The organism is Verrucosispora sp. FIM060022, assembly GCF_003977705.1.
Classification (GTDB): domain Bacteria; phylum Actinomycetota; class Actinomycetes; order Mycobacteriales; family Micromonosporaceae; genus Micromonospora; species Micromonospora gifhornensis.
In genome coordinates this window covers 151,417-171,997 of sequence record NZ_RQIV01000006.1, presented here as the reverse complement: position 1 = coordinate 171,997, position 20,581 = coordinate 151,417, and the positions used below count along the sequence as shown (strand labels likewise).

General features: G+C 71.4%; 19 protein-coding genes. 8 read left to right on the top strand and 11 right to left on the bottom strand.

Annotated features, from left to right (window positions below):
* The first annotated feature begins 20 nt into the window (after positions 1 to 20).
* Positions 21 to 596, top strand: a complete 576-nt coding sequence (locus tag EG812_RS18015) for a TIGR03086 family metal-binding protein (RefSeq protein WP_126712243.1) — start codon at positions 21 to 23, stop codon at positions 594 to 596.
* Positions 597 to 632: 36 nt separating this feature from the next.
* Here the strand turns inward: EG812_RS18015 and EG812_RS18010 are convergent, their stop codons facing one another.
* Positions 633 to 1,553 (bottom strand): hypothetical protein, encoded by a 921-nt coding sequence (locus EG812_RS18010; RefSeq protein WP_013732385.1) that lies wholly within the window; start codon positions 1,551 to 1,553, stop codon positions 633 to 635.
* 176 nt (positions 1,554 to 1,729) lie between these two features.
* On the opposite strand from EG812_RS18010, the gene EG812_RS18005 reads away from it, so the two are divergent.
* Positions 1,730 to 2,398, top strand: a complete 669-nt coding sequence (locus EG812_RS18005) for a class I SAM-dependent methyltransferase (RefSeq protein WP_013732384.1) — start codon at positions 1,730 to 1,732, stop codon at positions 2,396 to 2,398.
* A gap of 1 nt (position 2,399) precedes the next feature.
* Positions 2,400 to 3,584, top strand: a complete 1,185-nt coding sequence (locus tag EG812_RS18000; protein WP_126712242.1) for a cytochrome P450 — start codon at positions 2,400 to 2,402, stop codon at positions 3,582 to 3,584.
* A gap of 11 nt (positions 3,585 to 3,595) precedes the next feature.
* On the opposite strand, the gene bioD is transcribed toward EG812_RS18000, so the two are convergent.
* A complete protein-coding gene (bioD, locus tag EG812_RS17995) occupies positions 3,596 to 4,333 on the bottom strand; it encodes a dethiobiotin synthase (protein WP_013732382.1) in 738 nt (245 codons plus the stop codon).
* Positions 4,321 to 5,457, bottom strand: coding sequence for an 8-amino-7-oxononanoate synthase (locus EG812_RS17990; RefSeq protein ID WP_126712241.1), 1,137 nt, complete (start codon positions 5,455 to 5,457; stop codon positions 4,321 to 4,323). Before EG812_RS17990 ends, bioD begins: the two co-directional genes overlap by 13 nt.
* A gap of 161 nt (positions 5,458 to 5,618) precedes the next feature.
* Here EG812_RS17990 and bioB point away from each other — a divergent pair, with 161 nt between their 5' ends.
* Genes bioB through EG812_RS17975 form a run of 3 tightly spaced genes read left to right on the top strand, consistent with a single transcriptional unit; the run spans position 5,619 to position 7,326 of the window.
* Entirely contained in the window at positions 5,619 to 6,614 is a 996-nt protein-coding gene (gene bioB / locus EG812_RS17985; RefSeq protein WP_013732380.1) for a biotin synthase BioB, read from the top strand.
* Between the two features lie 5 nt (positions 6,615 to 6,619).
* Positions 6,620 to 6,814: a biotin synthase auxiliary protein BsaP gene (bsaP, locus tag EG812_RS17980; protein WP_126712240.1), complete on the top strand. Its 195-nt coding sequence runs from the start codon at positions 6,620 to 6,622 to the stop codon at positions 6,812 to 6,814.
* A 2-nt stretch (positions 6,815 to 6,816) separates the two neighbouring features.
* On the top strand, positions 6,817 to 7,326 hold the full coding sequence (locus tag EG812_RS17975; protein ID WP_013732378.1) for a GNAT family N-acetyltransferase: 510 nt from the start codon (positions 6,817 to 6,819) through the stop codon (positions 7,324 to 7,326).
* 99 nt (positions 7,327 to 7,425) lie between these two features.
* On the opposite strand, the gene EG812_RS17970 is transcribed toward EG812_RS17975, so the two are convergent.
* The 4 genes from EG812_RS17970 to EG812_RS17955 all read right to left on the bottom strand — a co-directional run bounded on the left by EG812_RS17970 (position 7,426) and on the right by EG812_RS17955 (position 13,616).
* Positions 7,426 to 8,235 carry an inositol monophosphatase family protein gene (locus EG812_RS17970; RefSeq protein WP_126712239.1) on the bottom strand — a complete coding sequence of 270 codons (810 nt, stop codon included), beginning with the start codon at positions 8,233 to 8,235 and terminating at the stop codon, positions 7,426 to 7,428.
* A gap of 94 nt (positions 8,236 to 8,329) precedes the next feature.
* Positions 8,330 to 11,248 carry a glycoside hydrolase family 9 protein gene (locus tag EG812_RS17965; protein ID WP_126712238.1) on the bottom strand — a complete coding sequence of 973 codons (2,919 nt, stop codon included), beginning with the start codon at positions 11,246 to 11,248 and terminating at the stop codon, positions 8,330 to 8,332.
* Positions 11,249 to 11,747: 499 nt separating this feature from the next.
* Positions 11,748 to 12,803, bottom strand: coding sequence for a GNAT family N-acetyltransferase (locus EG812_RS17960; RefSeq protein ID WP_013732375.1), 1,056 nt, complete (start codon positions 12,801 to 12,803; stop codon positions 11,748 to 11,750).
* Positions 12,804 to 12,914: 111 nt separating this feature from the next.
* A complete protein-coding gene (locus tag EG812_RS17955) occupies positions 12,915 to 13,616 on the bottom strand; it encodes an ACT domain-containing protein (RefSeq protein ID WP_126712349.1) in 702 nt (233 codons plus the stop codon).
* A gap of 149 nt (positions 13,617 to 13,765) precedes the next feature.
* Here EG812_RS17955 and EG812_RS17950 point away from each other — a divergent pair, with 149 nt between their 5' ends.
* Both EG812_RS17950 and EG812_RS17945 read left to right on the top strand, forming a co-directional pair.
* Positions 13,766 to 14,857: a phosphotransferase family protein gene (locus tag EG812_RS17950; RefSeq protein WP_126712237.1), complete on the top strand. Its 1,092-nt coding sequence runs from the start codon at positions 13,766 to 13,768 to the stop codon at positions 14,855 to 14,857.
* The gene (locus EG812_RS17945) at positions 14,857 to 16,071 is read left to right on the top strand and encodes an acyl-CoA dehydrogenase family protein (RefSeq protein WP_126712236.1); all 1,215 of its coding nucleotides are present in this window, start codon (positions 14,857 to 14,859) and stop codon (positions 16,069 to 16,071) included. The genes EG812_RS17950 and EG812_RS17945 overlap by 1 nt, the downstream gene beginning before the upstream one ends.
* A gap of 93 nt (positions 16,072 to 16,164) precedes the next feature.
* Here EG812_RS17945 and EG812_RS17940 read toward each other — a convergent pair whose 3' ends face one another.
* The 4 genes from EG812_RS17940 to EG812_RS17925 form a co-directional block, all read right to left on the bottom strand.
* On the bottom strand, positions 16,165 to 17,211 hold the full coding sequence (locus EG812_RS17940) for a LacI family DNA-binding transcriptional regulator (RefSeq protein ID WP_043720107.1): 1,047 nt from the start codon (positions 17,209 to 17,211) through the stop codon (positions 16,165 to 16,167).
* A gap of 82 nt (positions 17,212 to 17,293) precedes the next feature.
* Positions 17,294 to 18,727, bottom strand: a complete 1,434-nt coding sequence (locus EG812_RS17935) for a GH1 family beta-glucosidase (RefSeq protein WP_013732370.1) — start codon at positions 18,725 to 18,727, stop codon at positions 17,294 to 17,296.
* Positions 18,724 to 19,506 (bottom strand): carbohydrate ABC transporter permease, encoded by a 783-nt coding sequence (locus EG812_RS17930; protein WP_050814713.1) that lies wholly within the window; start codon positions 19,504 to 19,506, stop codon positions 18,724 to 18,726. Before EG812_RS17930 ends, EG812_RS17935 begins: the two co-directional genes overlap by 4 nt.
* 67 nt (positions 19,507 to 19,573) lie before the next feature.
* Positions 19,574 to 20,542 (bottom strand): carbohydrate ABC transporter permease, encoded by a 969-nt coding sequence (locus EG812_RS17925; RefSeq protein ID WP_013732368.1) that lies wholly within the window; start codon positions 20,540 to 20,542, stop codon positions 19,574 to 19,576.
* Positions 20,543 to 20,581 lie beyond the last annotated feature (39 nt).

The window sequence follows — 20,581 nt, the reverse complement described above, 5'->3', positions numbered from 1 at the left end:
CTGGCCGCCACAATGACGCCATGGACCTGCTGGAAACGTACCGGCGCAGCGTGGCCGAGTTCGCCGACCGGGTGCCGCTTGTCGCCCCCGGACAATGGTCGGCGCCCACACCGTGCGCCGACTGGGACGTCCGAACGCTGGTCAACCACGTGGTCGGCGAGGACCGCTGGAGCGTCGCCCTGCTCGCCGGGCGGACCATCGCCGAAGTCGGCGACCGGTACGACGGTGACCAACTCGGCGCGGACCCGGTCGAGGCCGCCCGCGACGCGGCGGCGCAGGCCGAGCTGGCCGCCACCCGCCCCGGGGCGCGGGACGCCACCGTGCACCTGTCGGCCGGCGACACCCCGGCCGAGGAGTACCTGCGCCAGCTGATCGCCGAACACCTCGTACACGGCTGGGACCTCGCCGTGGCGATCGGCGCCGATCCGAAGCTGGACGCCGAGGCCGTCGCCGAGTGCGCCCGCTGGTTCGCCGGGGAGGTCGACGCCTACCGGAGCAACGGTCTGGTCCGTGCCGAGGTGGATGTTCCCACCGAAGCTGACGAACAGGACCGGCTCATCGCCGCCTTCGGCCGTGACCCCGACTGGGCCCCGTGACGGCCCCATCGGCCACCGACACCACCGGACACCCGCTCAGCGGGGCACCGTCCGCCATCGCCGTCGGTCCGGCGGCTGCTCCCACTCCCCGGGCGGCCGTTCCCACTCCCCGACCCGTCCCGGGCCGACCGTGACGGTCGCGGGCTCGGTCACCTCCGGATCGCGGGTCAACTGCCGTAGCCGCATGAGCAGACCGACGCCGAGGAAGAGCAAGAGTCCACCGAGCAGGAAGGCGGCCTCGGTCAGGCCGATCCCGGTGCCGGACTGCGAGACCTGGTTGCCGGCCGCGCCGGCCGCCGGCGGCTCGGCCGCAGCGCCCGCGTCCGCCTCGTCGGTGGCGTCGAACTCCTCGTCGACCGGATCCACCGTCGGCACCTCGGTCGGCTCGTCGGTCGGGTCCACCGTCGGCACCGAACTCGGTGTCGGCGCCGCCGTGGTGGGTGGCGCCACCGCAGCCCGGCCGATCACCTCGCGCGTCGCCGTCTGGCGCGACAACAGCCGCAGGTTGCGGTCGTACGCCTCGGCGGCCAGGCTCACCCGGCCCTGCGCCGCATCCGCGGCGAACCCGATCCGGTACTGAGCGGTCACCGTACGCCCCGGGCAGAGCGTGCCCGGGTCCAGTTGCCGGTCGGTCAACCGGGCCACGTCACCGTCGATGCGCACCTGCACCGGGAACGAGCCGGTCTCCTCGATCCGGTCCACCCGGACCTGATCGAGGCGCAGCCCCTGCACCGCGAGCACCAACGACCAGCGGACCTTCAGACAGCCGCCGGGATCGTCGCGGGACACCACGGCGGACACCGTCGCCGCCTGCCCGCCCGCCGTGAACCGCTCCGGCAGACCGCTGAGCTCGGTGGCGAACGCCGCGTGCGCGGGCGCGGCCATGGCGACGTCCACCCCGGTGAGACAGGCCAGCACCACCCCGATCCGTAGCGTGCTGCGCCACAGCCTCTTCACGATCCGCCCTCCCGTTGGTCGTCTCCATCGGCAACGCTAGGAGCGCCGGAGGCCACCCGGTAGACGGGTGTGTTCGCACGGATGGTGAAGCAAGATGCCCGTTTTCACGTACGGTATTGAACCGCTCACCGCCGACCCGCGACACGCCGGGAAACGCACCGGTGGACAATCACCGGATGTCCGCGCTCTCCACCGCCTTCGTCCGGCTGCACGCCCGGCTCGCACCCGTCGCCTTCGTACCCGAGGTGCGGCTGCATCAGGCCGACGAGCCGATCGGGTTGTGGGAGTTGACCGAGGGCGAGTTCCGCAGCGACCAGCCGCCACCGTTCTGGGCCTTCGCCTGGGCCGGCGGGCAGGGCCTGGCCCGGTACGTCACCGACCATCCGCAGCTGTCCGCCGGCCGCCGGGTGCTCGACCTGGCGTCCGGCTCCGGGCTGGTCGCCATCGCCGCCGCCAGGGCCGGTGCCGCCGCCGTACGCGCGGTGGAGGTCGACCCCCTGGCGGTCGCGGCGATCACCCTCAACGCCGAAGCCAACGGGGTACGCGTCGACGCCGAACTCGCCGACATCCTCGACGGCGAGGCCGGCGACGCCGAGGTGATCTTCGCCGGGGACGTCTTCTACAGCGCGGCCATGACCAACCGGGTGCTGCGCTTCCTGCTGCGCGCCGCGCGCGGCGGAGCACAGGTGCTCGTCGGTGACCCCGGCCGGGCCTTCCTGCCCCGGGACCGTTTCGATGAACTCGCCAGCTACGACGTGCCGGTCAGCGAGGCGCTGGAGAGCGTACGGGTGAAGCGCACCACCGTGTGGCAGCTCCGCGCGGGACGACCGGAGGCGACCGGCTAGCGTGGCGCGCGTGCTGTTCCGCAGCTGGGAGCAGGCCCCGGCGGCGCACGACGACGCCTGGGCCGGCAGCGGCGTGGCCCGCGTCGCCGATCACGTGGGCGTCGAGCATCTGCTGGTGACCCGGCACGCGCTGGTCCGGCAGGTGCTCACCGACCCGCACACGTACCGGCCCGACAACGCCCTGGACGCGGTGACCCCGATGCCGGTGTCCGCGCTGCGGATCCTCGCCGCACACCGGTTCCGGCTGCCGCCGACGCTTGCCAACAACGGCGACGCCAGCCATCCGGGCATCCGGGCCCTGGTCGCCGACGCCCTGCACCCGTTGCGGGTGGCCGAGCAGCAGGACTGGCTGACCGCGCTGGTGCGCCGACGGGTGGCCGGGCTGACCGCCGAGCTGGACGCGGGCCGACCGGTCGACCTGTACGCCGGACTCGCCGCCGACCTGCCGTTGCTGGTCCTGGCCCGGCTGGTCGAGCTGCCCGACGCCCCGGTCACGGCGGTGAAGAGCTTCGCCCGCGCGGCCCTGGAACTGTTCTGGGCCCCGCTGGACGCCGCCCGGCAGCAGCAGCTCGCCGCCGAGGTGGGTCGCTTCCACCTGGTGCTGCGGGAGTTCGCGGCCACCGGCGGCGGGCTCGCCGGGGCACTGCGGGCCGCCGGGCACCCACCCGACGTGGTGGTCGGCGCGCTGTTCTTCCTGCTGGTCGCCGGTCAGGAGACCACGTCCCAGTTCCTCACCCTGCTGATGCACCGACTCGTCGGTGAGCCGGGGGTGCTCGCCGGGGTGCGGGACGGCTCGGTCGCGGTCGCCGACGTGGTCGAGGAAGGGTTGCGGCTGGAACCACCGATCGTTACCTGGCGTCGGGTCGCCGCCGTGGACACCACGCTGGGCGGGACGGCGGTTTCGGCGGGTACCAGTGTGGTGTTGTGGCTGGCCGGGGCCGGACGGGACCCGGCGGTGGTGGAGTCACCCGACGAGTTCCGGCCCGGCCAGCGCGGGTCGCGCCGGCATCTGGCCTTCGGGGCGGGCGTACACCGCTGCGTCGGCGACCAGTTGGCCCGGATGGAAGCCGCGACGGTGGTGGCGGAGGCGGCCCCGCTGCTGGCCGAGGTCCGCGTGCTGCGCGCACCCTGGTACCCGGACAACCTCACCTTCCGGATGCCGGACACCTTCCTGGTGGCCCGCTGACCGGGGGCCGTTCAGTTGATCTCGTCGGCCCAGGCACGCCAGTCGTCGAGGACGCCGTACAACGCCGGGGTGAGCCAGCCCGGAGCGGACCGACGGAACACTCCCGGGTCCATCGCGCCGGCACCAGCGGGCAGGGCGCCGAGCAGGTTCGGCAGCAGGTCGCTCAGGTTGGCCCAGTGCACCAGCTCCGGATCGGCCGGCCAGGCGCCGATCACCACCCCGGCCGGCACGGCCCGCCGGTCGAGCGCCTCCAAGGTGAGCGCGGTGTGGTTGAGGGTGCCGAGCCCGGCGCGGGCCACCACCACCGCGGGCGCGCCCAGCGACACGGCCAGGTCGGCCACCGTCCACGGCTCGCCGGAGGGTCGCACCCCCATCGGTACGAGCAGCCCACCGGCCCCCTCGACCAGCACGAGGTCGTGTTTGTCGGCCTCGTCGCGGATCGCGTCGACCGCGTTGTACAGCTCCAGGGGCGGCAGTTCGGCGACCCGGGCGGCGACCAGCGGGGCGAGCGGGTCGGGGAAGCTGGCCAGGGTACGGCCGGTCATCGGGGCGGCCAACCGGGTGACCGCCTCGACGTCACCGGGCTCGCCGGTGGCCGTACCGGTCTGACCTGGTTTGACCACCGCGACTCGCAGCCCGGCCGCCTGCGCGGCGGCGGTGATGGCCGCCGTCACCACGGTCTTGCCGACCTCGGTGTCGGTCCCGGTGACCAGCACCGGTCCCCGCCACTGATCCGTCATGGCGCACATTCCACGATGGCCTCCAGGGCATGCTCGAAGTCCGCCCGCGGCACCCCGGCACCGATCGTCAACCGCAGCCGGGACCGGCTGTCCGGGGTGGAGGGCGGACGGAAACAGCCGACCGCGACGCCCCGGTCCCGGCAGGCGGCGGCCCACTCGGTGGCCGCCTGCGGGCTGGGGGCGGTGACCGAGACGACGGCGGCGTCGGGGGTGGAGACGTCCAGGCCGGCGGCGCGCAGCCGACGCACCGCCGTCGCGGCCCGCTCGGTCAGGACGGCACGCCTGTCGTCGCCGGTGCGGGCCACCTCGACGGCGGCGTGCACTCCGGCGGCGACGGCCGGCGGCAGGGCGGTGTCGTAGATGAAGGTGCGGGCGGTCTCCACCAGGTGCCGGACGAACTCGGCCGGGCCGGCCACCACGCCGCCCGCGCCGCCGAGCGCCTTGGACAGGGTGGCGGTGACCACCACGTCCGGCTCGCCGGCCAGCCCGGCGGCGGCCACCGCACCGGCACCGGCCGGACCGGTCACGCCGAGCCCGTGCGCGTCGTCGACCAGCAGCAACGCCCCGTGTTCGCGGGCGACCCGGTGCAGGTCCACCAGCGGGGCCAGGTCACCGTCGACGGAGAAGACCGACTCGGTGACCACCACCGCCGGCCGTCCGGGTGCCGCGGCCAGCGCCGCCACGACGGCCGCCACGTCGGCGTGCGGGGTGACCACGGTCTGAGCACCGGAGATGCGGCACCCGTCGATCAGGCTGGCGTGGTTGTGCGCGTCGGAGACCAGCAGCGTACGGGGACGCACCAGTGCCCGGACGGCGCCGACGTTGGCCAGGTATCCGGAGGAGAAGACAAGTGCCCGCTCGGTGCCGAGCCAACCGGCGAGGGTGTCCTCCAACGCGTGGTGCGCCTCGGTGGAGCCACGGACCAGGCGGGAGCCGGTCGCCCCCAGCCCGTACCGGGACAGCGCCTGCGCCGCGGCGGCGATCACCTGAGGGTGCGTGGACAGGCCCAGGTAGTCGTTGCCGGCGAGGTCGACCACGGCGTCGGCGGCGGCGCGCGGATGCAGCCGGCGGGTCAGTCCGGCCTTCGCCCGCAAGTCGGCGCGGCGGGTCAGCGCCGCCAGCCAGTCCGCCACCGCCACGTCCCTCCCCCGGGTTCCCGCCGGGCGAAATTACCACCCGTACGGTCGGCCCCGGCGTGGCGCAGTACGGCTCGCCGGGCAGGCGCCGGCCGTCCGTTCGTGCTGGCTCGCCGCGCCCGTTTCCGCCCGTCTGGCGGCCTTGTAGGGTACGTGCCATGCCAGAGATCCTCGACCAGGCCCGTAACCAGGTGCTGGAGGGTGGCGTCGGCCTCGACCAGGCCGGCGTCCTCGCGGTGCTCAACCTGCCCGACGAGCACCTGACCGCCACGCTTCAACTCGCCCACGAGGTGCGGATGCGCTGGTGCGGCCCGGAGGTGGAGGTCGAGGGCATCGTCTCGCTGAAGACCGGCGGCTGCCCGGAGGACTGCCACTTCTGCTCCCAGTCCGGCCTGTTCACCTCACCGGTGCGCTCCGTGTGGCTGGACATCCCGTCGCTGGTCAAGGCGGCCAAGCAGACCGCGGCGACCGGGGCGACCGAGTTCTGCATCGTGGCCGCCGTACGCGGCCCGGACGCCCGGCTGATGAAGCAGATGCGCGAGGGCGTGGCAGCGATCAAGGCCGAGGTCGACATCCAGGTCGCCGCCTCGCTGGGCATGCTCACCCAGGAGCAGGTCGACGAACTGGTCGACATGGGTGTGCACCGCTACAACCACAACCTGGAGACCTGCCGCTCCTACTTCCCGAACGTGGTCACCACGCACTCCTGGGAGGAGCGCTGGGAGACCCTGCGGATGGTCCGCGAATCCGGCATGGAGGTCTGCTGCGGTGGCATCCTCGGCCTCGGCGAGACGGTGGAGCAGCGGGCCGAGTTCGCCGCCCAGCTGGCCGAGCTGGACCCGCACGAGGTGCCGTTGAACTTCCTCAACCCCCGCCCCGGCACGCCGCTCGGCGACCGGCCGGTGGTCGAGGGCAAGGACGCGCTGCGGGCCATCGCCGCGTTCCGGCTCGCCATGCCGCGCACCATCCTGCGGTACGCGGGTGGCCGGGAGATCACCCTGGGAGACCTGGGCACTCGCGACGGGCTGCTCGGTGGCATCAACGCGGTGATCGTCGGCAACTACCTGACCACCCTGGGTCGATCCGCCACCGACGACCTGAAGCTGCTCGACGACCTGAAGATGCCGGTCAAGGCGTTGTCGGCGACGCTGTGACCCCGATGGACGAGGCGGTCGGGATGTGGTGTGACAGGTGCGGCGAGGCCGCGACGACCGGCACCCACCCGGGTTGTGCGGCGGCCCGCGCGCTGGAGCCGCCGCGCTACTGTGCGCACTGCCGGCGCCGGATGAAGGTGCAGGTGCTGCCGGTCGGCTGGTCGGCGGTCTGTGTCGAACACGGCGAGTTGCGAGGCTGAGCATGCTGCTGCGGGGACGATCGGTGGTGCTGCGACCGGTGACCGCAGCGGACGTACCGGCTCTCGCGGCGATCCGCGCCGAGCCGGAGGTGCGCCGCTGGTGGCGCGGTGACGACGACCTGGCCGCCGCCGTCGCCGCCGATCTCGCCGACCACGACCTGACCGTGTACGCCATCGAGCACGGCGGCCGGGTGGTCGGCGCGATCCAGTGGTACGCCGAGGACGACCGCGACTACCGGCACGCCAGCCTGGACATCTTCCTCGACCCGGCGGTACGCGGTGCCGGGCTCGGCGGCGACGCCATCCGCACCCTGGTCCGGCACCTGATCGACGAGCACGGCCATCACCGGTTCACCATCGATCCGGCCGCGGCGAACACCCCCGCGATCCGGGCGTACGCCAAGGTCGGTTTCCGCCCGGTCGGGGTGCTGCGCCGCTACGAGCGCGGTGCCGACGGCCGCTGGCACGACGGCCTGCTGATGGACCTGCTCGCCGACGAACTGGCCGACTGACGTCGCCTGAACGGGCACGCGCCCCACTGTCGCGGGGCCTCAAGGTCACACTCGATGTCGGATCGAGTGGTTACCGTGCCGCTCGGAGGCCACTCGATCTCAGATCGAGCGTGATCTTGCGCATTGGTCTCGGACGAGAGTGAGCAGGGCGGCGTGGGTCGGCTCGTCGGCGGCTACGACAAGACCGCCGAGGCCGGTGTGGAGCGGCCTACCGTCGATGCCGGTGACCACGCAGCCGGCCGCCTGGCACACCGCGATGCCGGCCGCGAAATGCACATTGTCGCGCAGTTGGCCGTCGGTGACGTAGGCGGCTCGGCGGCCGGCGGCGACCCAGGCAACGGCCAGGGTGGTGGAGACCACCCGCGGGCGGAAGGTGTCGATGAAGCTCTGGTCGGCGAGCAACCGGGCAGCCGAGAAGACGTCGATGTTGGGAAAGGGCGGGTCGAGATTGACGTCGACCAGCCTCGACTCCGATGACGGGTCGAGTCGCTGGTCCACACCACGGTGACGCAGGTACGCACCGGCACCGTCGGTCCAGAACACCTCATGGCTGAACGGATCGGCAGAGGCGGCCACGGTGACCTGCTCCCCGACCCGCAGAGCCACGTTCACCGCGGCCAGCATGTTCCTGACCGCGAAGTTCAGGGTTCCGCACAACGGATCGACAAACCACACGCGACCGCTGACGCCGGTACCTGTGCGTCCGCTCTCCTCGCCCACGAAAAGATCATTCGGGCGCGCGCTGCGCAGGACATCGAGGATCGCCGCCTCCGCCTCGACGTCGGCGGTGGTGGCGAAGTCACCCGCGGACTTCGAGAAGTGCGTCAGCGCTGACCCGTAGTGCGAGCGGACGACCGCCGCCCCGGCTTCCGCGGCGGCAACGACCAGCTCCTCATCGCTGATCGGCATGCAGGCACCATACGCCCGGGGTCCAGCCGGCAGATGTGGACGAGGGCGGGACGGCTCACCGGTCGGTGAGCCGCCCCGCCCCACAATGCGTCCGTCAGCCGATGGTGCAGGTGTTGCCGTTGAGGGTGAAGCTGGTCGGCCTCGGGTTGCTGCCCGTGTGGGTGCCGTTGAAGCCGATGCTTGTCGAGGCGCCCGGCGCGATGGTGCCGTTGTAGGACGGGTTGGTGGCGGTCACCGAGGTGCCGGTCTGCTGGAAGGTGGCCGACCAGCTCTGGCCGACCCGCTGGCCGCTGTGCGGGAAGGTGAACGCCAGCGTCCAGCCGTTGATCGCCGTGGTGCCGGTGTTGGCGATGGTGATGTTCGCGGTGAAGCCGGTGCCCCAGTCGTTGGTGCCGTAGGTGATCCGGCAGGGCGACGTGGGCAGCGGCGCCGAGGTGGTCACCGTCACCAGCTCCGACGGCGGCGAGGCGTTGCCGGCCGCGTCGATCCCGACCACGTAGAAGTAGTACGTGGTCTGCGGGTTCAGCCCGGTCACCTGGTACGTGGTCCCGGTGACCGTGGCAACCAGTTCCGCGCCGAGGTGCGTACGGTAGATCCGGTAACCGGTGACGCCCACGTTGTCGGTCGACGGGGTCCAGGTCAGGGTCGCTCCGTTGGCGGTGATCCCGGATACCGTCAAGCTGCCCGGCGCGGTCGGCGGGGTGGTGTCGCCCTCGTCGACGGCGGGGGTCGTCACGGTCAGGCTCGGCGAGGTGGCGGACCGATTACCGGCCCGGTCCCGGGCCTGCACGCTGAACACGTAGGTTCGGGCGGGGGTCAGGCTGTCGATCGTCACCGAGTTCGTGGCGCTGGTGCGCAGCAGGATCGCGTCGCTGCCGACCTGCCGGATGCTGACGCTGTAGTCCTCGATTCCGCTCTCGGTGTCGGTGGACGCCGGCCAGGTCAGGCTCACCGAGCGGGAGGTGACCGCGGTGGCGACCGGGGTGCCGGGGGTGGTGGGCGGGGTGGTGTCCGCAGCGGTCGTCGGTTCCTGTCCCCAGACCCGGGCGCCACCGGCGTAGAGCGGCACGTTGCGGTTGGGCCCCGCGGTGGCCTGGAACGACGGGTCGTTGGCGGTGTTCCAGGTGCCGCCCTCGGGCACCCCGACCTTGAACTGGACCTCCATCCGGTGCTGCGACTGGCCGGCCGGGGCGATGGTGTGCCCGGTGCAGTCGACCTCGACGTACCAGAGGTCACCAGCGGCCTGCCGGGCGGTCGACGGCGCCGGGCAGCCCTGGGTGTATCCGGGGGTGACGGTCACCGGGCCGGTGCCGTCGGGGCGGAAGTAGTAGCGGAACTTCGCATCCGTCAGGGCCCGTGCCGGGAAGGCCGACTTGTTGTAGATCATCACCTTGAGGCCGGTGGCCCGGGTCTCGTTCTGCAAGACCGTGGTCTCCACGGTCAACTCGTCGATGTCCGGCTGCTCGGCGACCGGGAAGTTGGCCAGCGGGGTGCCGCCGTACTCCTGGGTCAGCCGGGCCAGGGCGGAGGTGAAGCCGGCGTTGTAGTCGGTGGCGACCTCGTTCATCACGTAGTCCGACCGGTTGTCGGTGTACGCGTCGTTCGGCGAGGACGGGCCGCCGACCAGGGCGCCGTAGAGGGTGTGCCGGGTCTCGGTGGGTACGGTCATGCTGTCCCACCAGGAGCCGTGCGCGGTGCGGTGGTGCGGGTTCTTCGGGGAGTTGGCGCCGAAGCCGATCATGTAGCTGGAGTTGCGCGGGTTGTCGCCGAGCGCGTAGTTGATCTGCCGGACGGCGAAGTCCTTGTAGCGGGCCTTGCGGGTGGCGTCGGTGGTCTTGTCGCTGTAGACCAGTGCGGCGAACGCGGTGTTGGCCGCGTAGCGCAGGGCCCCCCAGGAGTCGAGCACCGCCATCCCGCCGGGCGAGTAACGGATCCGCTCCCCGTTGACGCCGACGGTCCAGAAGTCCAGCCAGCGGTTGGCGTCGTCGATGTACTTCTGCTTGCCGGTCAGGTTGGCCAGCAGCACGTACGCCCCGAACTGCTTGTTGTCCCAGGCCACGGTCCACTTGTAGGAGCGGGTGGTGGTCTGCGGCTCGGTGCCGAGCTTGTCGTACTCGCTCTCGGCCTTGGCCAGGTAGGCGGCGTCGCCGGTGGCCCGGTACAGCCAGATCGCGCCCCACACCAGCTCGTCCTGGTAGCCGCTCCAGGAGCGGTAGAAGCTTGTCGCGTCGGTGATGCACTCGTGGTAGTTCTTCCGCACCGTGTCGGCGAAGGTGTAGAGCTGCCGGGCGTGGGTGAGCAGCTTGTCGGCGTACGCGGCGTCGGTGGGTCGGAACACCATCGACGACGCGGCCATCGCCGCCGCCGTCTCCCCGGCCAGGTCCGCGCCGCCACAACTGGCATCGATCTTGTACGCGGGCCGCGCCATCGGCATCACCTCGGCCGGGCCCCACCACTTGTGGTCGTCGTCGCCCTTGCCCACCTGCCCGTAGAGCACGTTCGGCGACGGGTGCGCCTTGACGAAGTAGTCGTTGACGAACCGCAGGTTGTTCAGCAGGTGGGTGAGCTGACCGGAGGCGGCGTAGCCGGAGCGGTACTCGACCGCACCCCAGGCGAGCATGGTGGTGGTGAACGCCATCGGGAAGCCGAACTTGACGTGGTCACCGGCGTCGTACCAGCCACCGGTCAGGTCGATCCCGACGTCGGAGCCGTCGCGCAGGCCGGAGTCGCCGCGCCAGGAGACCCGGTTCCAGTCCGGCAGTTTGCCGGACTGCTGCGCCTCGTAGAACAGCAGGGACTTCTGGAGCGCCTCGGCGTAGTTGAAGGCGGGCGCGGCGGCGCTGGTCGAGGCGTCGCCGGAGGTCGGCGCGGCGACACCGGCCGCCGGTACGCCGAGCACGAGCGCGAGCCCGGTGGCGAGGGCGGTGCCGGCGGTGCGGAGCCGGCGGGACCAGGGCTGGTGGTGACCGGGCTCGTCGCCGCGGGCGCGACGCGGCCGTCTGGTGTGGTGCATGCGGCTGCTCCTGTCGGTGCGGGGCAGGCAGCGCCGACGCGTGCCGCGTCGGGATGGACGGCTGCCGGCAAAAGTGGCGGAGGATGGGATCCAGCAGGACCGGGAGCGCTCCCATGGATAGGTAGCAATGTAATCTGGCACCGACCACTTTGGGAAGGCCGACGCGGAGCCGCGAGCAGCGCCGAAAGAGCCTGGTGTGTTACGTCGACACGCCGTCTTCAGCCCTCGAATCGTCTCCGTCGTACCGACAGGAGATCCTCCCGTCCGCCCAGGTCAGACCGTTCACCTGAGATCAACACAGGTGGTGGGCAGGCACACTTGTGTCATCCCCCGACCAGGTCGGGAAAGCTCGCTGCGAACCAACCACCAGAAAACGGCCGCCGGTGTCCCTCCGGCGGCCGTTTTCTGGTGCCACAGGCGAAGGGCAGGGCCTCCGCACCGGAAGTCCTGCCCTTCTCACCGTCCTCCGCATCGGAGGTCGGTCGTCTGATTCCCCCGGTCAGCCCGCGCTCTCCACCGGCACCTCGGCGACCAGGGGCATCGTCACGGTCAGCAGGCCACCGTCCTGCTCGATCGTGGTCGGTCGGTGCAGCCGGCGCAGCGTCCGCAGCATCGGCGTGTTGTCGGCCTGGGTGTGCAGCACCGTGGCCGCGTACCCACTCGACTCGGCCTGCCGGACCAGCCGCCGCAACAGCATCGAACCCAGCCCGCGCCGCTGCCAGTCGTCACGTACCAGCAGCGCCAACTCGGCCTCGTCGCCCTCGGCGAGCAGGTTCGCCATCGCCACCACCGACTCCGTCGACGGATCGGCGTCGTTGGTGACCGCGACGAGGGTCAGTCCACGGGTCGGCTCCAGCAGCCGCCGCAGCCGCGCCGGTGTCGGCAACGCCGCCCCACCCAGGTAGCGCCGTTGGCGGGTACGGGCCGAGCAGGCCTCGTGCAGCTCGGCCACCGCGGTCAGGTCCTCGGCGACCGCCGGTCGTACGGTCAACTCCGCCCCGTCGGGCAGGACGACGGTGATCTGGTCAGCGCCCCGACCCGCCGCGGTCGCGCCCAACTCCAGCAACGCCTGCGCTCGTGCGTACTCCGCCGGGGTGAAGCTCGGCGCGACCCGGCGCAGGTGGTACGCGCCCCCGTTGGGGTCGGCCAGCAGCATCGTCAGGCCGTCGATCCCGCACCGGGCCGCCTCGGACGCCGGGCGCCAGGTCACCTCGTCGGCACCGAGCAGGGCCCGCAACACCTCCCCGGTCGCGTCCGGGTCACGCACCAACCGGGTCGCCAGAGCGAGCACCCGGGTCGGCTGGTCGACCAGGCCACGCGCCTCGCTGCGCGCCACCCAACAGTCCCGCCCCCGACCCCGCTCGACAGCGGCGACGAGGTCCGCCTCGTCGAGGGTGTCCGGCGCGTCGACCAGGAAATCGTCGACGGCACCGTGCTCGGTGGTGTGCACCTGCACGGTGAGGATGTTGACGCCGCGCAACGCGAGGCTCGCCGTGAGCACCGACAGATAGCCCGGTCGGTCGTCGACGGTGGCCCGGATTCGCCAGAGGGTCATTGGTGCCTCCCTTCGCGTACCACCCTCGCGCCCGCCTGTTGCCGGACGATTGCCCCGCCGTGTCGAGCCGCGTCCGGCCCTGCGGCGTACGTCACAGCTGGCCAGGGGCGGTCACGGCGTGGCGCTGATCGGCGGGACGTCGACCAGGTCCAGCCGGTCGCCGAGGATCACCGCGCTGGCCCGGACCAGCTGCGCCAGCCGGTCCACCTCGGTGGAGTGGAACGTGGCCGGGGTCAGCGACTCGCTGTGTTCGCGGCAGACGACCATGACCAGCCCGGCCCGACCGAAGGGCGCGACCGCGAAGTGCCCGCCGTCGCGCATGGTCATCGACCGGGCCCGCAGCGGGGTCACCTCTGGCAGGCGGGGCGGCTCGGGCGTACGCCAACTGGCGTGCGCGACCGTGGCCCCACCGCCGCCGGTCCGACTGGCCCAGTCGACGGGCACCACCGCGGCGACCGCCCAGTCGGCGGCGAGCAGTCCGGGCACCGCGTCGACAAGGGTGGCCAGCCCGTCGGTCGGGTTGGCGGCCACCTGTGCCAACAGTTCGGCGTCCTGACCGGTGGTGGTGGGCGCGCCGATCGCCCGCCACACCCCGTCCACCCGGACGCCGGGGATCGCCGCCAGGCCGGCGAGCAGCCGTTCGACCCGAGCGGCGCCGGGCCACACCACGGTGAAGTCGTCGACCGCGCGCCCGCCGAGCCGTTCCAGCACGACCACCTGGACGATGTCCGCGCCCGACACCCCGAGGGTGCGGGCCACCTGGCCGAGTGTGCCCGGGCGGTCCGGCAGGGTGACCCGTACGCGCAACAACATCTCGAACCCCTCCGCTCGGCGGGCCAGCACGAGGGCCGGCAGGCTGATCATCAGGCTGCCAGGTGACCATTTCGTCCCTGTTGCGGCGGCATGACCCGAGGGTCAAACCTGACCTTGACAAGCGGTCCGAGCTGCCCTGGACTGTCCGGATGACCGATCCGGCCACCCGCCACCCGACGCCGGAGCGGCACCGGGGCACCGGCGGCGACTCCCCCGCCGGTCTGGACCTGGGTCGACTCAGCCACTACCTGGCCGAACACCGACCCGACCTGGCCACCGCCCCGCTGCGGGCCGAGCTGATCACCGGCGGCCGGTCCAACCTGACCTACCTGCTCCGGGCCGGCGGCCAGGAGCTGGTGCTGCGCCGTCCGCCGCTCGGGCACGTGCTGGCCACCGCGCACGACATGGCCCGGGAGTTCCGGGTGATCTCGGCGCTCGCCCCGACCGACGTGCCGGTGCCGGACGCGGTGTTGCTCTGCTCGGCCCCGGACGTGCTCGGCGCGCCCTTCTACCTGATGCGACGGGTGCCCGGCGAGGTGTTCCGCAGCCGACAGCAGACCGACGGGCTCACCGCCGAGCAGCGACACGGGCTGGCCATGGCGATGATGGACACCCTCGCGGCACTGCACACGGTCGAACCGGAGGCGGTCGGCCTGGCCGACTTCGGCCGCCCCGACGGCTACCTCGCCCGGCAGGTACGCCGCTGGGCCGGGCAGCTGGACCGCTCCCGCAGCCGGCCGATGCCCGGCATCGACGAGCTGCGCGACCTGCTCGCCGCCACCGCACCCGAGGGCCGCAACGCCGGCCGCATCGTGCACGGCGACTACCGCCTGGACAACCTGCTCGCGACGGTCGATCCGGTGACCGTGGCGGGCGTGCTGGACTGGGAGATGGCCACCCTCGGCGACCCACTGGCCGACCTCGGGCTGCTGTTGACGTACTGGGAGGTGCTCGGCGGCAGCGACATCGCCGACGGCAACCCGGTCGCCGACGGCCTCGGCCCACGGGCCGGCTTCCCCACCGGCACCGAACTGATCGACCGGTACGTCGACCGCAGCGCCGTCGACGTCGGCCCGCTGCACTGGCACATCGCCCTCGGTTGCTTCAAGCTCGCGGTGATCTGCGAGGGCATCCACTACCGGTACACCCTCGGGCAGACCCTCGGCGAGGGCTTCGACACCATCGGGGACATGGTGGCGCCGCTGGTCACGCACGGACTGAACGCGGTGAGGGAGAGCTGATGGACTTCGGGTACGACGCCCGCACCGAGCAGTTGCGCGCGGAGCTGACGGACTTCCTCGACCAGCACGTCTACCCGGCCGAGACGGTGCACGCGACGCAGGTGGCCGCCACCGGTGACCCGTGGGCCCGTCCGCCGGTGCTTGCCGAGTTGAAGGCCGAGGCCCGTCGGCGCGGCCTGTGGAACCTCTTCCTGCCCGACCCGCGCTACGGTGCCGGGCTGACCAACCTCCAGTACGCCCCGCTGGCCGAGCTGACCGGCCGCAGCCCGCATCTCGCCCCGGAGGCGCTCAACTGCGCGGCACCGGACACCGGCAACATGGAACTGCTCGCCGAGTTCGGCTCCCCCGCCCAGCGCGAACGCTGGCTGAACCCGCTGTTGGCCGGCGAGATCCGGTCCGCGTTCTGCATGACCGAGCCGGAGGTGGCCTCCTCCGACGCCACGAACATCGCCACCTCGATCCGCCGCGACGGCGACCACTACGTGATCGACGGACGCAAGTGGTGGTCGTCCGGGGCGATGGATCCGGCCTGCGAGCTGTTCATCGTGATGGGCAAGACCGATCCGGGCGCCGAGCGGCACCGGCAGCAGAGCATGGTCCTGGTCCCCCGGGACACCCCGGGCGTCATGGTCCGCCGGGGCATGACGGTGTACGGCTACAGCGACGGCCCGCACGGCGGGCACGCCGAGATCGACTTCACCGGCGTACGGGTGCCGGTGGAGAACCTGATCGGCACCGAGGGCACCGGTTTCGCCATCGCCCAGGCCCGCCTCGGCCCCGGCCGGATCCACCACTGCATGCGGCTGGTCGGGATGGCCGAACGGGCCCTGGAACTGCTCTGCCGGCGGGTCACCGAGCGAATCGCGTTCGGCCGACCGCTCGCCGAACAGGGTGTGGTACGCGAGTGGATCGCCGAGTCCCGGGTCCGCATCGAACAGGCCCGGTTGCTGGTGCTCAAGACCGCCTGGCTGATGGACACGGTCGGCAACAAGGGCGCACACACCGAGATCCAGGCAATCAAGATCGCCACCCCGGCGATGGCCGAGTGGGTGATCGACAAGGCCGTCCAGGCGCATGGCGCCGCCGGGGTCAGTCAGGACACCCCGCTGGCCGCGCTCTGGGCCCAGGCCCGCACGCTGCGGCTCGCCGACGGCCCCGACGAGGTGCACCGGGCCAGCCTCGCCAGACGCGAACTACGCCGCTGGACTGACTGAGCCCGCCTGCTGGGCGCCGTTTCGCCGAAACGGCGGGGTAGGCGCGGACGGAACCGCCACGACGGCGTAACGCAGTCGATCATCGGCTCGGGGTCAGGTGGAGGCGCGCTCCACCAGCTGCGTCTGGAGCACGATGTGCGGGGCGGGAATCTCGTCACCGCGGATCCGGGCCACCAGCAGCCGGGCCATCTGCCGTCCCATCTCCTCCACCGGCTGGAAGACCGAGGTCAACGGAGGGACGGCCTGCCGGGCGATGGGCGCGTCGTCGAAGCCGATCACCGCCACGTCCTCGGGTATCCGGCGGCCGGACTCGCGCAGCGTCCGCATCGCGCCGAACGCCATCAGGTCGGCCGCGACGAAGACCGCATCCAGGTCGGGGCAGCGCTCCAACAGGTGCCGCATGGCGGTCGCGCCGCTCTCCTCGCTGAAGTCGCCGTACCCGATCAGGTCGGGGTTGATGCCGAACCCGGCACTGCGGACCGCGTCCCGGTAGCCGGAGAGGCGGGCCAGGCCGGCGCCCATGTCCTGCGGGCCGGCGATGGTGGCGATGCGCCGCCGACCGCGGCCGGCCAGGTATTCCACGGCCTGGCGTGCCCCGCCGACGTTGTCCACGTCGACGAAGGAGGCGGGTTGGGCCTCCGGGTGCAGCATCCGCGCGGGCCGACCACCGAGCACCGTCGGCAGGCCGCGCTCCTCCAGCAGCGTGGGTAACGGGTCGTCGTCGTGCAACGACAGCAGCAATACGCCGTCGACGTGCTGGTTGGTCAGGTGGTGCTCGACCCGCTCCCGCTCCAGCGGGGACTGCGCCATGGCCAGCCAGAGCTGAAGCGGGGTCTCCAGCAGGGTCGAGCTGATCCCCCGCACGATGCCGGCAAAGAACGGTTCGGCGAAGATCCGCTCACCGGACTCGCTGACCACCAGCGCCACCGAGTCGGTCCGCTGGGTGACCAGCGCCCGGGCGGCCCGATTCGGCACGTACCCCAGTTCGGCGATGGCCTGTTGCACGGCGGCACGGGCCTCCGGGCTCACCTGGGGAGAGCCGTTGACCACGCGGGAGACAGTCCCACGGCCAACACCCGCACGCGCCGCGACCGCGTCCAGGGTCGGGCGCCCGAGTGACCGGGTGCGCTGCGTTGTCATCGTCTGCTCCTCCGACGTCAGGCGGCACCGGCACCTGGTTGAGCGTCGGTGCCGGGCCGCCCGTTACTGGCTGGCCGTCGCCTTATTGTGCGGCCAGACCGTTGCGTCGGATCACCTCTGCGTACCACCTGGCGCTGGACTTGGGGATGCGAGTCTGGCTGTCGTAGTCGACGTAGATCATGCCGAACCGCTTGGTGTAGCCCCAGGCCCACTCAAAATTATCCAACAGTGACCATGCGAAGTATCCCTGCAGGGGGACACCGGCGCTGATCGCCTCGTGCGCGGCGCGCAGGTGCGCGTCGAAGTACGCCAGGCGTTCGACATCGTCGACCTGGCCGTCGATCACCGCGTCGACGAACGCGGAACCGTTCTCCGTCACGTAGAGCGGAAGATCGGTGTACTCCTCGTGCACCCGACGCAGCGTCTCCACCAGCCCGGGGGCGTCGATCTCCCAGTCCATGTCGGTGACCGGCACGCCCCGGGTGACGAACCGGACGTCCTCGCTGCCCGGCCAGTTGGTCGGTGCCCGCCAGTACCGCTCGGGCTGCTCACCGGGGACCGGCGCGGCGACCACGTGCCGGCTGTAGTAGTTCACCCCGACCAGGTCCATCGGCGTGGAGATGACGGCCAGGTCCCCGTCGCGGACGTGCCCGAAGTCGGTCACCTTCGCCAGGTCGGCGACCAGATCGTCGGGGTACTGGCCACGCAGCATCGGGTCGAGGAAGAACCGGTTGGCCAACCCGTCGATGCGTCGGGCGGCGTCGACGTCGCCGGGCGCGTCGCTGGCCGGGGTGACCGGGTAGAGGTTCACGGTGACGCCGAGTTGCGCCTGGGGCAGCGTCGCGCGCAGCGCCTGCACGGCGAGCCCGTGCCCGAGCATCAGGTGGTGCCCGGCCTGGACCGAAGCCGCCCCGTCGGTACGGCCCGGGGCGTGCACCCCGGAGCCGTAGCCGAGGAAGGCCGAGCACCATGGCTCGTTCAGCGTGGTCCAGTACTTCACCCGGTCGCCGAGGGCGTTCGCCATCAGCTGCGCGTACTCGGCGAACCGGGCGGCGGTGTCGCGGGCCGGCCAGCCCCCGGCGTCCTCCAGCTCCTGGGGCAGGTCCCAGTGGTAGAGGGTCAGCCAGGGCTCGATCCCGTTGGCCAGCAGGTCGTCGACCAGCCGCTGGTAGAAGTCGAGCCCTTCGGCGTTGACGGGACCGGACCCGCCGGGCTGCACCCGGGGCCAGGAGACCGAGAACCGGTACGACTTGAGCCCCAGCTCGGCCATCAGTCGTACGTCGTCGCCGACCCGGTGGTAGTGGTCGCAGGCCACGTCACCGGTGTGCCCGGCGACCGTGCGTCCCTCGGTGTGGCTGAAGGTGTCCCAGATCGACGGGGTACGTCCACCCTCGGCCGCGGCCCCCTCGATCTGGTACGCGGCGGTGGCCGCTCCCCAGAGGAAGCCCGGCGGGAAGGTCAGCGGCGCACGTTCGTCGAGGACGCCGACTGCGGGTGGGGTGGCGGGGTTGCTCACGACTTGACTGCACCTTCCATGATCCCGCCGATGATCTGGCGGCCGAACACGATGAAGACCAGGACCAGTGGCAGGGTGCCGACCGCCGTGGCGGCGAAGACCTGGGAGTAGTCCGTGTAGTAGGCGTACGAGAGGAAGGAGAGCGACACCTGCAGGGTCGGGTTCTCCGGGCTGAGGATCGCGTACGGCCAGAGGAACGAGTTCCAGGTTTCCATGAAGGTCAGCAGGCCGAGCACGGCCGCGGCCGGCCGCAGCGCCGGCAGCACGATGTTCCAGTAGATCCGGAAGGTGCTCGCCCCGTCGACCCGGCCAGCCTCGATCAGCTCGTCCGAGATCGCCTGGCTGGCGTACTGCCGCATCATGAACACGCCGAAGGCGCTGACCAGGAACGGCACGGTGACCGCGAGCAGGCTGTCGTACCAGCCGAACGACTGCATCATGCCCCAGAGCGGGATCAGGCCCATCTGGGTCGGGATCATCATGGTGACGATGATCGACAGCAGCAGGATGTTACGGCCCCGGAAGCGCAGCTTCGCGAAGGCGAAACCGGCCAGCGAGCCGGTGAGCACCACCGACACGGTGACCACCGAGGAAACGATGACCGAGTTGACCAGACCGGTGACGAAGTTGGCCGCGTCGTTGTCGAGCACCCGGCCGAAGTTGTCCCCGAAGGAGCCGGCCGGGGTGAACGGTGGCGGCACGTCGTTGATCGCATCCAGGCTGCGGGTGCCGATCACGATCATGTAGTAGAACGGGTAGATCGAGAGCAGGGCCGCCATGACGAGCGCCAGGTAGGTCAGCGGGCTGGTACGCCAGAGGCGAGAAGCCGATTTCACTGGTCTCTCCTTACTTCGCCGTACGGCGGACGAGTACGAAGTTGATCAGCGACACCAGCACGATGATCATGAAGATCGCCCAGGCGACCGCGGCTCCGTAGCCGGCGGTGTTCAGGTTGACGATGCCCATCTCGTACATGTACATGGCCAGGGTCTGGAACTGCCGCTGGTCACCACCGATGATGTTGCCGTTGGCGAAGAGCAGCGGCTCGGTGAACAGCTGCATGCCGCCGATCGTGGAGAGGATGACCACGAAGATGAAGGTCGGCTTGAGCATCGGCAGGGTGATCTGCCAGAACTGCCGCCACTGACCGGCCCCGTCGATCGCGGCCGCCTCGTAGAGATCCTTCGGGATGGCCTGCATGCCGGCGAGCAGGATCAGGGTGTTGTAGCCGGTCCACCGCCAGTTGACCATGGTGGCGAGCGCCGTCCAGGAGCTCCACTTCTCGCCGTTCCAGTCGATGGCCTCGACACCGGCGAAGCTGAGCAGCCAGTTGAACAGACCGAAGTCACGCTGGTACAGCATGCCGAAGACGATGGCGACCGCGGCCACCGAGACCACGTTCGGGATGAAGATGGCCATCCGGAAGAAGGTCTTGGCCCGCAGCAGGGTGCGGTTGAGCAGGTTGGCCAGGAAGAGCGCCAGCAGCAACTGCGGGATGGTCGACAGCGCGAAGATGCCGAACGTGTTGACCAGCGCGTTCCAGAAGTACTCGTCGGAGATCAACCGGGTGTAGTTGTCGAACCCGATGAACGAGTTCTCGCCGATCATGTCCCAGTCGTGCAGGGACATCCAGGCGGTCCGCAGCATCGGGTAGAACCCGAAGACCCCGAAGATCAGGAAGAACGGTGCGATGTAGAGGTACGGGGAGTACTTGAGATCCAGGCGGTTGAGCAGATGCCCACGCCGGCGCCGGGGCTCGGCGTTCGGAGGCGGTGGTGCTGACGACGGCGGTGCCGTCGTGGCCGACAGACTCATCAGGTTTCCTTTCCGGGCGACGCCCCGGGGCCCGCACGC

Excerpts from the sequence above, each read along its gene's own strand:
- EG812_RS18015 (WP_126712243.1), top strand. The coding sequence starts at position 21 with ATGGACCTGCTGGAAACGTACCGGCGCAGCGTGGCCGAGTTCGCCGAC.
- EG812_RS18005 (WP_013732384.1), top strand. The coding sequence starts at position 1,730 with ATGTCCGCGCTCTCCACCGCCTTCGTCCGGCTGCACGCCCGGCTCGCA.
- bioD (WP_013732382.1), bottom strand. The coding sequence starts at position 4,333 with ATGTGCGCCATGACGGATCAGTGGCGGGGACCGGTGCTGGTCACCGGG.
- bioB (WP_013732380.1), top strand. The coding sequence starts at position 5,619 with ATGCCAGAGATCCTCGACCAGGCCCGTAACCAGGTGCTGGAGGGTGGC.
- bsaP (WP_126712240.1), top strand. The coding sequence starts at position 6,620 with ATGGACGAGGCGGTCGGGATGTGGTGTGACAGGTGCGGCGAGGCCGCG.
- EG812_RS17975 (WP_013732378.1), top strand. The coding sequence starts at position 6,817 with ATGCTGCTGCGGGGACGATCGGTGGTGCTGCGACCGGTGACCGCAGCG.
- EG812_RS17970 (WP_126712239.1), bottom strand. The coding sequence starts at position 8,235 with ATGCCGATCAGCGATGAGGAGCTGGTCGTTGCCGCCGCGGAAGCCGGG.
- EG812_RS17965 (WP_126712238.1), bottom strand. The coding sequence starts at position 11,248 with ATGCACCACACCAGACGGCCGCGTCGCGCCCGCGGCGACGAGCCCGGT.
- EG812_RS17960 (WP_013732375.1), bottom strand. The coding sequence starts at position 12,803 with ATGACCCTCTGGCGAATCCGGGCCACCGTCGACGACCGACCGGGCTAT.
- EG812_RS17955 (WP_126712349.1), bottom strand. The coding sequence starts at position 13,616 with ATGTTGTTGCGCGTACGGGTCACCCTGCCGGACCGCCCGGGCACACTC.
- EG812_RS17950 (WP_126712237.1), top strand. The coding sequence starts at position 13,766 with ATGACCGATCCGGCCACCCGCCACCCGACGCCGGAGCGGCACCGGGGC.
- EG812_RS17945 (WP_126712236.1), top strand. The coding sequence starts at position 14,857 with ATGGACTTCGGGTACGACGCCCGCACCGAGCAGTTGCGCGCGGAGCTG.
- EG812_RS17940 (WP_043720107.1), bottom strand. The coding sequence starts at position 17,211 with ATGACAACGCAGCGCACCCGGTCACTCGGGCGCCCGACCCTGGACGCG.
- EG812_RS17930 (WP_050814713.1), bottom strand. The coding sequence starts at position 19,506 with ATGGCGGCCCTGCTCTCGATCTACCCGTTCTACTACATGATCGTGATC.
- EG812_RS17925 (WP_013732368.1), bottom strand. The coding sequence starts at position 20,542 with ATGAGTCTGTCGGCCACGACGGCACCGCCGTCGTCAGCACCACCGCCT.